The organism is Pseudomonas sp. G2-4, from assembly GCF_030064125.1.
Classification (GTDB): Bacteria; Pseudomonadota; Gammaproteobacteria; order Pseudomonadales; family Pseudomonadaceae; genus Aquipseudomonas.
Map to the genome: position 1 here is coordinate 5,416,417 of NZ_CP125957.1, position 11,413 is coordinate 5,427,829.

Annotated in this window: 12 protein-coding genes; 6 read left to right on the forward strand and 6 right to left on the reverse strand. The window is 60.9% G+C overall.

Annotated elements, in window-relative coordinates; translation table 11 throughout:
• Positions 1-70: 70 nt before the first annotated feature.
• The 6 genes from QNH97_RS23725 (at position 71) to QNH97_RS23750 (ending at position 5,809) form a co-directional block, all read left to right on the forward strand.
• Positions 71-1,057 (forward strand): NAD(P)/FAD-dependent oxidoreductase, encoded by a 987-nt coding sequence (locus QNH97_RS23725; RefSeq protein WP_283554163.1) that lies wholly within the window; start codon positions 71-73, stop codon positions 1,055-1,057.
• A gap of 173 nt (positions 1,058-1,230) precedes the next feature.
• The gene (locus tag QNH97_RS23730) at positions 1,231-2,193 is read left to right on the forward strand and encodes a YbgA family protein (RefSeq protein WP_283554164.1); all 963 of its coding nucleotides are present in this window, start codon (positions 1,231-1,233) and stop codon (positions 2,191-2,193) included.
• Positions 2,193-3,131 (forward strand): MerR family transcriptional regulator, encoded by a 939-nt coding sequence (locus tag QNH97_RS23735; RefSeq protein WP_283554165.1) that lies wholly within the window; start codon positions 2,193-2,195, stop codon positions 3,129-3,131. The genes QNH97_RS23730 and QNH97_RS23735 overlap by 1 nt, the downstream gene beginning before the upstream one ends.
• 13 nt (positions 3,132-3,144) lie before the next feature.
• Positions 3,145-4,605, forward strand: coding sequence for a deoxyribodipyrimidine photo-lyase (phrB, locus tag QNH97_RS23740; protein ID WP_283554166.1), 1,461 nt, complete (start codon positions 3,145-3,147; stop codon positions 4,603-4,605).
• 108 nt (positions 4,606-4,713) lie between these two features.
• Complete coding sequence (locus QNH97_RS23745) at positions 4,714-5,475, forward strand: SDR family NAD(P)-dependent oxidoreductase (RefSeq protein ID WP_283554167.1); 762 nt, start codon at positions 4,714-4,716, stop codon at positions 5,473-5,475.
• 28 nt (positions 5,476-5,503) lie between these two features.
• Entirely contained in the window at positions 5,504-5,809 is a 306-nt protein-coding gene (locus QNH97_RS23750; protein WP_283554168.1) for a YkgJ family cysteine cluster protein, read from the forward strand.
• 129 nt (positions 5,810-5,938) lie between these two features.
• On the opposite strand, the gene QNH97_RS23755 is transcribed toward QNH97_RS23750, so the two are convergent.
• The 6 genes from QNH97_RS23755 to hemA form a co-directional block, all read right to left on the reverse strand.
• Entirely contained in the window at positions 5,939-6,457 is a 519-nt protein-coding gene (locus tag QNH97_RS23755) for an acyloxyacyl hydrolase (protein ID WP_283554169.1), read from the reverse strand.
• Between the two features lie 114 nt (positions 6,458-6,571).
• The gene (gene murI / locus QNH97_RS23760) at positions 6,572-7,363 is read right to left on the reverse strand and encodes a glutamate racemase (RefSeq protein WP_283554170.1); all 792 of its coding nucleotides are present in this window, start codon (positions 7,361-7,363) and stop codon (positions 6,572-6,574) included.
• The gene (locus tag QNH97_RS23765; protein ID WP_283554171.1) at positions 7,356-8,111 is read right to left on the reverse strand and encodes a molybdopterin-synthase adenylyltransferase MoeB; all 756 of its coding nucleotides are present in this window, start codon (positions 8,109-8,111) and stop codon (positions 7,356-7,358) included. Before QNH97_RS23765 ends, murI begins: the two co-directional genes overlap by 8 nt.
• On the reverse strand, positions 8,105-8,935 hold the full coding sequence (gene prmC, locus QNH97_RS23770) for a peptide chain release factor N(5)-glutamine methyltransferase (protein ID WP_283554172.1): 831 nt from the start codon (positions 8,933-8,935) through the stop codon (positions 8,105-8,107). Before prmC ends, QNH97_RS23765 begins: the two co-directional genes overlap by 7 nt.
• 14 nt (positions 8,936-8,949) lie before the next feature.
• Entirely contained in the window at positions 8,950-10,032 is a 1,083-nt protein-coding gene (gene prfA / locus QNH97_RS23775; RefSeq protein WP_283554173.1) for a peptide chain release factor 1, read from the reverse strand.
• Positions 10,029-11,318, reverse strand: a complete 1,290-nt coding sequence (gene hemA, locus QNH97_RS23780) for a glutamyl-tRNA reductase (RefSeq protein WP_283554174.1) — start codon at positions 11,316-11,318, stop codon at positions 10,029-10,031. The genes prfA and hemA overlap by 4 nt, the downstream gene beginning before the upstream one ends.
• Positions 11,319-11,413 lie beyond the last annotated feature (95 nt).

Here is an 11,413-nt window from a genome sequence, read left to right on the forward strand (position 1 = left end):
ATACCAAAAACCCGAATTGTACAGGTTTAAACGACGGCGTAGTCTGTACAGAAAGGTAAACGAGGCCCTCATGACTGTACCTATCGCAATCATCGGCACCGGCATCGCCGGACTTTCAGCCGCCCAGGCCCTGACGGAGGCCGGGCATATCGTTCAACTCTTCGATAAAAGCCACGGCAGCGGCGGACGCATGTCGAGCAAACGCAGTGACGCCGGCGCGCTGGACATGGGCGCGCAATACTTCACCGCCCGCGATCGCCGCTTTGTCATGGAAGTCCAGCGTTGGCAAGCCAACGGCTGGGCCGCGGAATGGAACCCGCAACTCTATAATTTCCAGGGCGGGCAACTGAGTCCTTCGCCGGACGAACAGACCCGCTGGGTCGGCACTCCGCGCATGAGCGCCATCACCCGCGCCCTGCTTGGCAAGTTGCAGGTGCAGTTCTCCTGCCGGATCACCGAGGTGTACCGTGGCCAGGAGCACTGGCACCTGCAGGACGCAGAAGGCTTCACCCATGGCCCATTCGGCCAAGTGGTGATCGCCACGCCCGCGCCCCAGGCCACCGCCTTGCTGGCCGCCGTACCGAAACTGGCCGGCGTCGCAGCCGGGGTGAAAATGGACCCGACCTGGGCGGTGGCCCTGGCCTTCGAAACAGCGCTGGATACGCCCATGGAAGGCTGCTTCGTCCAGGACAGCCCGCTCGACTGGCTGGCCCGCAACCGCAGCAAACCAGGACGCGACAGTCAACTCGACACCTGGGTGCTGCACGCCACCAGCGAGTGGAGTCGACAACACATCGATCTCTCGAAGGAAGCGGTGATCGAACAACTTCACGGCGCCTTTGCCGAACTGCTGCACAGCGCGATGCCCGCTCCAAGCTTCGGCGTGGCCCATCGCTGGCTCTACGCCCGTCCTGCTGGCAGCCATGAATGGGGCGCCCTGGCCGATGCCGACCTGGGCCTGTATGTCTGCGGCGACTGGTGCCTGTCCGGGCGGGTCGAAGGGGCGTGGCTCAGCGGCCAGGAGGCCGCGCGGCGCCTGCACGCCAGCCTGCAGTAAATTGCATCACCCTGCGCCATCCGCTGCTGTCGAAAGAGACAGCAGCTCATCCGCGAAAGAAAAACCCAAGTACCTCCCTGAACAAAATCGGTTGACTTGTACAGGTTCGGACCTATGATGAAATTATTGTACAAATATTTTTTCTTGTACAATTTTTACCAGCAGAGGTTCCCATGCCCAGCAAAACCGCCGCCAAACCGAAAATCGCCATCAGCGCCTGCTTGATGGGTGCTGAAGTTCGCTTTAACGGCGGGCATAAGCAATCGCAACTGTGCAGTCGCACCCTGATCGATTACTTCGATTTTGTGCCGGTATGCCCCGAAGTCGCCATTGGCCTGGGCATCCCTCGGGCACCGATCCGGCTGGTGGGCGACCCCGCGCACCCCGAGGCGGTCGGCACGGCGAAACCTGGCCTCAACGTGACCCGGTCACTGGCCGATTACGGGCAGCAAATGGCACTGGCACTGGATGACATCAGTGGCTACATCTTCATGCAGAAATCGCCGTCCTGTGGTTTGGAGCGGGTGAAAGTCTACGACCACCACGGCATGCCCCAGGACGGCGGCGGACGCGGTATTTATACCCAGGCTTTTTGTGAGCGCCATCCAGACCTGCCGGTGGAGGAAGACGGTCGCCTCAACGACCCGGTGCTGCGGGAAAACTTCCTGACCCGGGTATTCGCCTACGCTGCCTGGCAACCGTTACGCCGCGAGGGGCTGAGCCGACGCGACCTGATCGAATTCCACTCGCGCTACAAGTATCTGCTGATGGCGCATAACCCGGTGCAATACAAGGCGCTGGGGCATTTGCTGGGTAACATGGGCAAGGCCGACCCCGATGAACTGGGTCCACGCTATTTCAGCGCACTGATGGCGGCCTTGAAGAAATGCGCCACCCGCCGCACCCACACCAATGTCCTGCAGCACCTGAGCGGCTATCTCAAGCACGTCATCGGCGCCGAGGACAAACAGGAAGTCCAGCATCTCATCGGCCAATATCGTCTCGGCATTGTGCCGTTGGTGGTGCCGCTGACGTTGCTCAAGCATCATTTGCGTCGACACCCCGACCCTTACCTGGCGCAGCAGGTCTACCTGCAGCCGCACCCGGAAAACCTGAGCTTGCGAAACGCTATCTGATGAACAACAAACCCGATTCCAGTGCCAGTGAAGACCTAGGAGCTGACTTCGCCAAAGCCTTGGCCGAAGGCTGGCTGCCTATCCGCGAAGTCGCCCGGCAAACCGGTGTCAATGCCGTCACGCTACGGGCCTGGGAGCGCCGCTACGGCCTGATCGTGCCGCACCGTACGCCCAAGGGCCACCGGCTGTTCAATGCCGAGCATGTGCAACGCATCCAGAGTATCCTCACCTGGATTAATCGCGGGATGGCGGTGAGCAAGATCAAGCCCTTGCTCGACACGCCGCAGCCACCGTCCGAACCGCAGGAAAACGACTGGCAACGTCAGCGTCACGCCCTGGTGCTGGCGGTGATGGAGCTGGCCGAGCGCCAGGTCGACGATCTGGTCAACCAGGCGATTGCGCTCTACCCGCCCCGGACCGTGTGCGAACAATTGCTACTGCCGTTGCTGGCCGAGCTGCAATTGCGCTGGCAGGGCCAGTTCGGCGCGCAACTGGAACGGGTGTTCCTGTACTCCTGGCTGCGCAGTAAATTCGGTAGCCGGATCTACCACAACAACCGTCAGCTAAAGGGCGCGCCATTGTTGTTGGTCAACCATTCTGACCTGCCGCTGGAACCGCACCTGTGGCTCACCGCCTGGCTGGCCAGCAGCGCCGATTGCCCGGTGGAAGTTTTCGACGGGCCGATACCGGCAGGTGAACTGGCCCTGGCGGTCGAGCGCCTCAAGGCCCGCGGCGTGCTGCTGTATGCCAGCAATGCCCTGAACCTGTCCCAACTGCCCAAACTGCTGGGCGGGATCGATTGCCCGATCATCATCGCCGGCCCGGCCGCGTCCATTCACCAGGCCAAGCTATCCACAAGTGTCTCGATGATGGACCTCACCTGGGCCGAAGATCCGTTATCGGCCCACCGCGAACTGAGCCGCAGAAACCTTCTTTAAATGGACAAACACCATGCAACTGATCTGGCTGCGCAGCGACTTGCGCCTGCACGACAACACCGCCCTCGCGGCCGCCGCAATTAGAGGGCCGTGCGTGGCGGTGTACCTGACAAGCCCGGAACAATGGCGTGCCCATGACGATGCACCGTGCAAGATCGATTTCTGGCTGCGCAACCTCGCCTTCCTGGGCGAAGCCCTGGCAGAGTTGAACATCCCGCTGCTGATCCGCCACGCGCCGCGCTGGGATCAGGCGCCGCAGGTGCTCCTCACGCTGTGCCGCGAACTGAAGATCAGCGCCGTTCACGTCAACGAAGAATACGGCTTGAACGAAACCCGCCGCGATGCCGAAGTCGCCCAGACCTTGAGGGGCCAGGGCATCGAGTTTCACAGCTACCTTGACCAGTTGCTGTTCAAGCCAGGCAGCGTACTGACCAAGACCGGGAATTACTTTCAGGTGTTCAGCCAGTTCCGCAAGGTTTGCTACCACCGCCTGCACGTCTCGCTGCCGAGCCTGGTCGCCACACCCCTCCGGCAAGCCCCCACCTTGATCGACAGTGATCCTGTACCGACGCAAGTCGAAGGGTTCGCCCCGCCGGGCCAAGCGCTGCGTGCGCTCTGGCCGGCCGGTGAAAGCGAAGCCCGGCGGCGCCTGGACACCTTTGTCGATCAACACCTCGACGATTACCAGCGCGAGCGGGATTTTCCGGCCAAACCGGGCACCAGCCAGCTTTCAGCTTACCTGGTGGCCGGCGTGGTCTCACCGCGCCAGTGCCTGCACGCTGCGTTGCAAGCCAACCGGGGGGAATTCGAGAGCGGAAGTGTCGGTGCCGTGACCTGGATAAATGAATTGCTTTGGCGCGAGTTCTATAAGCACATTCTCGTGGGCTATCCACGCGTATCTCGTCATCAGGCCTTTCGTCCGGAAACCGAGGCATTGGCCTGGCGCAAGGCCCCTGAGGAACTGGAAGCCTGGCAGCAAGCACGCACCGGCCTGCCCATTATCGATGCGGCCATGCGTCAATTGCTGGAGACCGGCTGGATGCACAACCGTTTGCGGATGGTGGTGGCGATGTTCCTCACCAAGAACCTGCTGATCGATTGGCGCGAGGGCGAGCGTTTTTTCATGCAGCACCTGATCGACGGCGATCTGGCCGCAAATAATGGCGGTTGGCAGTGGAGCGCCTCCACCGGCACGGACTCGGCCCCCTGGTTTCGGATATTCAACCCGGTGAGCCAGTCGGAGAAATTTGATCGCGAGGGCTTGTTCATCAAAAGCTGGTTACCTGAGCTGAACGATCTCGACAAGCAACAGGTCCATAACCCAAATACTCAGGGCGGATTGTTTGACGCAGTGAATTACCCTTCGCCCATCGTCAATTTGAGCGAGTCCCGAGTACGTGCGCTGGAAGCGTTCCGAAGCCTGCCGGCGCGACAGGACGCTACCGCTGAAAAGATGGGCGGTGAGCGAACATGAAATTGTTACTCCAAGGGATGCATTACTATTTCCTTGGCATATAGTCTTACTAATCAAAGGGTCTTCTTCAAAGCCGCTTACCAAGCGCTGCATCGAAAGGAGTATGGAATGGCTCTACGACCTCCACGGCGATATTGGCTGACCGGTGCGGGTAACGGCGTAGGTGCGTCGTTGGCCGAAGCGATACTCGACACCGGTGCGCACCTGGCCATGAGTTCACGCTCGGCTCAATCATGTGAAGCCCTTTGCGCTCGTTACCCAGGACAAGTTCTGGCGCTGCCCGGCGATTTGACCGACAGCCAGACCGTGCGTGAGATCGGCGAGAAGATCACCCAACAGTGGGGGTCCCTGGACACTGTGATTCTCAACGCCGGAACCGCTGAATACTCCGGCGACCACCCGGTCATCGAGCACATCGTACGCAGCAATCTGCTGGTCGCCAGCCTTTGCATCGACACGGCATTGCCGCTACTACGCGCGGGTATCGCGCCTCATCTGGCGGGTATCGCCAGCCCGGCGACTTACCTGCCACCCTCCTTGACGGAGGTCGGCGGCAGCGGCATGCGTTATCTGTTCGAATCGACCCGCCTTGACCTCATCCCCGAGGACATCGACGTGACATTGGTCCACCCGGGCTACGACAACCCGGCACTAAGCCACGGCGATTGTTTTCCCGCCCCAGTCCGGTGGTCAGCTGAAACGGCGGCGAATCACATACTGTCGCAGTTGATCGACCGTCACCCCGAAGTGGCCCTCCCCGCTGCGTCCATGACGGTGCTCTGGCCATTGCCTTCATCGAACGAGTCCCTTCAGGCAGGCATCGACTCAAGCCAGGCGAGTGACAAATGCCCGATCAAGGGGCAACCCTGAACGGCCGGGTTGCCTTACACTGCGCGCCATGAAAATCATCCCCCTCCATGAAATCGCCGCGCCAGCCGTCACTTGCTCGACGTGCGCGGCGTGCTGCTGCCAACTGGAAGTGATGCTGATCACCGACACCGGCGTCCCGGAACGTTTTATCGATACGGATGATTGGGGTGGAGAGGTGATGCTGCGGCTCGACGACGGCTGGTGCGCGGCACTGGATCGCGACACCATGATGTGCACGATCTACGAAAAACGCCCGCTGATCTGCCGCGAATTCGAGATGGGTGCGCCGGAATGCATCGAAGAACGCCTCGGAATTGCGACGGCGTATCGGTAGGCATCGGATCGATGGGGAGTCTGAATTTCTGTGGGAGCGAGCTTGCTCGCGATAGCGATAGACCTTTCAACATGAAGTTGTCTGACCCACCGCTATCGCGAGCAAGCTCGCTCCCACAGTGTCTGAACGCTACAGCGGCATCGTGTAGTGCAGCGCGTAGCTTTCTACACCGTCGTTGGTCGACTTGATGCCGGCATTGGAATAATGAGTGGCGCGAATGCCCACTTCATGTCCGCCATTGAAGCGCAGGCCGAAACCGATACGGTCTTCGAACTGGAAAGCCGTTCCAAGTTTGTTGCTTTCCACTTCGGTATTGGCGAACAGCGCAACACCTACACCCGCCTCGATGTAAGGCTTCACGTTCTGACCGGCAAACTCGTATACAAAGACCGGCGAGAACGACAGGCTGTGGTTGCTGGAGGTCTCGTCCCCGTCCCAATAGGTATAGGCACCGCTCCAGTAGCCGGTCAGGCGACCCACATCGCTCTGCCACCAGCTCTTGTCCCAATCGAACTGCATGCCCAGGCGATAGGTCATGGTCGAATCACTGGTTTGGCCGACCCCAAACTCCACGCCCGCCGCCTGAGCGGTGTAAGTGTGCCCCAACAATGCAGCCGCAAATGCGGCAAAGCAAAATAAGCGCTTCATTAGAAACATCCTTTTCCGAACAGACTTAGTTAGTTTTGTTACAAACAGACAAAGCTATAGAAATCCGCGACAAAACAGAAGTTCACCCCATTTCACACATTTTTCACGTTTTTCTTACAGATCGAAGCTTCGCACAACGCCAGACGAATGCCATAGCAACGGTAGGATTTTTCTCAAATGTATCGGATCTGCGCTAGTCCAGAGTTGGGTTTCGCTGGCTGGCCCTTCGGCCAATAGCGCCCGCTCGGCTAACAGCCGTTGAAGCTGGCGGGCCACGGCGGCGCCGGTGTCGATCAGGCTGATGTGTTCCGGAATCATTTGCTTGAGCAATGGCTTGAGGAACGGATAGTGCGTGCAGCCCAGGATCAGCGTGTCGCAGCCGGCTGCCAGCAACGGATCGACATATTGCTGCAGCAATTGATGCAAGGCCGGACTGTGCAGATCACCCGCTTCGATCAGTTCCACCAGTCCCGGACACGGTTGAGTGATCACCCGCACATCGGTAGCGAAACGGTCGAGCAAGGCGGCGAACTTGGCGCTTTGCAAGGTGCCAGTGGTCGCCAGTACACCGACGATACCGCTGCGGGTCGCGGCGGCGGCCGGCTTCACCGCCGGCTCCATGCCGACGATGGGCCAGTGAGGGAAATCACGACGCAAATCGGCCACTGCGGCAACCGTTGCGGTATTGCAGGCCACCACCAGCGCCTTGGCGCCCTGCCCCATGAGAAAGTCGGCGATGATCGCACAGCGCTGTCGGATGTATTCCGGGGTTTTCTCGCCGTAGGGAATGTGCCCACAGTCAGCTACGTACAACAGCGACTCATTGGGCAGTAGCTGACGGATCTCCTCCAGCACCGACAGTCCGCCGACACCCGAGTCAAGCACACCGACTGGCGCTTCACTCATGTTGACCACCGCAGACGCTGCAACCCGGGTCGCGCTTGACCCGCAATTCGCGAAAACGTGTGCCCAGGGCATCGATCAACAGCAGGCGCCCCACCAGTGGCTCACCGAAACCGGCTAACAACTTCATGGCTTCGAGGGCTTGTAGACTGCCCACCAACCCCACCAGCGGCCCGAGTACACCGGCTTCGCTGCAGGTCAACTCGGCTTCGCTGCCGTGGCCGTAGAGGCAGTGGTAGCAAGGGCTTTCAGGGCGGCGCGGATCGAACACCGACAACTGCCCTTCCAAGCGAATCGCCGCACCACTGACCAGTGGTTTACCCGCGGTGACACACGCCGCGTTCACCGCTTCGCGGGTCGAGAAATTGTCGGAGCAATCCAACACCACATCCACCGTCGCGACCACGGCGGCCAGGCTGTCTTCGTCCATGGCCGTCGGGTGAGGCACCAACCGAACTTCAGGATTGATCGCCGTCAGGCGACGCATCGCCGAATCGACCTTGCTCAAGCCGACACTGTCAGTGTCGTGAATAATCTGGCGCTGCAGGTTGGTCAGGTCGACGGTGTCGAAATCCGCCAGGTGCAACTCGCCGACGCCTGCGGCGGCCAGGTACAACGCCACCGGAGCGCCGAGACCGCCGAGGCCGACGATCAACACGCGGCTTTGCTTGAGACGCAATTGACCGTCGATGTCGACGTGCTGCAACAGAATCTGCCGGCTATAGCGCAACAGCTCCTGATCGTTCAGCACGGCAGGCACCCCAGGCTGATGCGTTCATGACCGCCCAGGTCCTTGCGGCTGTGGACTTGCGTAAAGCCTTGGCTGCCCAGCAAATCACGCACCGCCTCGGCCTGGTCGTAACCGTGCTCAAGCATCAGCCATCCGCCCGGTTCGAGGTGACCCGGTGCCTGGTCAATGATCTGGCGCAGGTCATCGAGCCCATCTTGTCCCGCAACCAGCGCACTGGCCGGCTCGAAACGCACGTCGCCTTCGGCCAGATGCGGATCGGCGGCGGCGATGTAAGGCGGGTTGCTGATGATCAACTCAAAACGCTCGCCGTCCAGAGCGCTGAACCAGTGGCTGCTCAACACCGTGACGTTGCGCAGATCCAGGCGTTGACGATTGCGCTCGGCCAAGGCCACGGCTTCCAGCACACGGTCCACCGCAGTGACCGTCCAGGCCGGGCGCTCGCTGGCCAACGCCAGGGCAATCGCGCCACTGCCCGTGCCCAGGTCCAGGACTCGGGCCGGCGTGGCCGGTAGCAAGGCCAGTGCAGTTTCCACCAGCAGCTCGGTGTCAGGACGCGGGATCAGCGTGTGGGGCGCGACTTCCAGGTCGAGTTTCCAAAAGCCTTGCTGCCCGAGGATGTAGGCCACCGGCTCGCCGGAACGACGCCGGCGCAGGTATTCGGAAAACAGCAGCGCCGCCTCGCTCGGTACGATCCGCTCCGGCCAAGTGTGCAGAAAACTGCGGGACTTGCCCAGCGCAGCGGCCAGCAGCAACTCGGCGTCCAGCCGTGACGTGGGCGAATCCGGCAGCTCGGCAGCGCGTAACAGACTGGCGATGATGGTCATTTATTCACCTGTGCTTACTCGCCAATCGCAGCCAATTGGTCGGCCTGGTATTCGGCCAACAACGGCTCGATGACCGCATCGACACCACCGGCAAGAATTTCGTCGAGGGAATACAGGGTCAGGTTGACGCGATGGTCGGTGACCCGGCCCTGGGCGAAGTTGTAGGTACGGATCCGCTCGGAGCGATCCCCCGAACCTACCAGCAGTTTGCGCTCACTGGCGATAGCGTTGGCCGCGGCGCTGGTCTGCTGGTCGTTGAGCTTGGCCGACAGCCAGGCCATGGCCCGCGCCCGGTTCTTGTGTTGGGAGCGTTCTTCCTGGCACTCGACGACGATGCCCGAAGGCAAGTGAGTGATGCGGATTGCCGAGTCAGTCTTGTTGACGTGCTGGCCACCCGCGCCAGAGGAGCGGTAGGTGTCGACCCGCAGGTCCGCCGGGTTGATCTCGATGGCTTCCTGCTCGTCCGGCTCGGGCAATACCGCCACCGTGCAGGCCGAGGTGTGGATGCGACCCTGGGATTCGGTGGCCGGCACACGCTGGACACGGTGGGCACCGGATTCGAATTTCAGCTTGCCGTAGACGTTGTCGCCCTCGACTCGGGCGATGACTTCTTTATAGCCACCGTGTTCGCCTTCGTTCTCCGACAGGATCTCGACACGCCAGCCGCGACGCTCGGCGTAGCGCGAATACATGCGGAACAGGTCTCCGGAAAAAATCGCCGCCTCGTCACCACCGGTGCCGGCACGGATCTCGAGGAACACGTTGCGCCCATCGTTCGGGTCCTTGGGCAGCAGCATGCGTTGCAGGTTATCTTCCAGTTCGAGCAACCGCTCCTTGGCTTCGCGGACTTCTTCCACGGCCATTTCGCGCATGTCCGGGTCGTTGTCCTTGAGCAACGCCTGGGCGCCGTCGAGATCGCCCTGGACTTTGAGCAACTGTTTATACGTGGCGACAATCGGCTCGACTTCCGCGTACTCCTTGGAATAAGTGCGGAATTTGTTCTGGTCGGAAATGACTTCGCCATCGCCCAGCAAGGCGGTCAATTCTTCGAAACGGTCCTGGAGGATGTCCAGCTTATTGAGCAGTGACGCTTTCATTGCGGTTTTTTATCCGAAAAACTATCCGGTGAACCCTCACCGAGGGCAAAGAGCTCCTGGGCCATCGCCAGCGCATCGAGGCGGCCTTCGGCAGTCAGCTTCTTGAGCTGGACACTGGGAGCGTGGAGCAGTTTGTTGGTCAGGCCGCGCGCCAACTGCACCAGCACCTCTTCGGCACTGCTGCCGTTGGCCAGCAGGCGCAGGGCTTTCTGAAGTTCTTCGTCGCGCAGGCGCTCGCTCTGTTGACGATAAGCCTTGAGCACATCCACCGCCGCCAGCTCGCGCAAGCGCACCATGAAATCGTCGGCGCCGACGGTAATCATCTCTTCCGCCGCCTGGGCCGCGCCTTGCCGGCTCTTGAGGTTCTCGGCAACCACTTCGTGCAGGTCGTCGACGCTGTAGAGATAAACGTCGTCCAGTTCGCCGACTTCCGGCTCGATGTCCCGGGGGACGGCAATGTCCACCATGAAAATCGGTTTGTGCTTGCGTAGCTTCAGGGCACTTTCCACCGCGCCCTTGCCCAGGATCGGCAACTGGCTGGCGGTGGAACTGATGACGATGTCGCTGTGTACCAGCTCAGCCGGGATGTCCGACAGCAACACTGCGTGGGCGCCAAACTGCTCGGCCAGGGTACTGGCCCGTTCCAAGGTCCGGTTGGCAACCACGATGCGCTTCACACCCAAGTCATGCAGATGACGGGCGACCAGGGTAATGGTCTCGCCAGCGCCGATCAGCAGCGCCTGGCTACGTTGCAAATCACTGAAAATCTGTTTCGCCAGGCTGACGGCGGCAAACGCCACGGACACCGGATTCTCGCCGATGGCAGTGTCCGTGCGTACCTGCTTGGCGGCGTTGAACGTCGCCTGGAACAGGCGCCCCAGCAGCGGGCCGACAGTGCCGGCCTCCCGCGCCACGGCGTAGGCCGACTTCATCTGGCCGAGAATCTGCGGCTCACCCAACACCAGCGAATCAAGGCCCGAAGCGACACGCATCATGTGACGAACGGCCGCATCATCCTCATGCACGTAGGCACTGGCGCGCAGCTCTTCAAGGCTCAGATTGTGATATTCGGCCAGCCAGCGCAGCACCGAATCCGGTGAAACGTGATCCTGCTCTATATAAAGCTCGCTGCGATTGCAGGTGGAGAGGATCGCAGCTTCGCGACTGTCGGTCAGTCGGCAGAGCTGCTGCAGGGCCTCAACCAGCTGCTCAGGCGTAAAGGCCACGCGCTCGCGGACGTCTACTGAAGCAGTCTTGTGGTTAATACCAAGTGCAAGGAAGGCCATTCAAGGTCGCTGATGGTGACGTGAAGCCGGCAATTGTCCTACTTCGCCAGATTCAGAACAACCACTCGATCTCTATCGTCCCGAGCCGCGCCGTA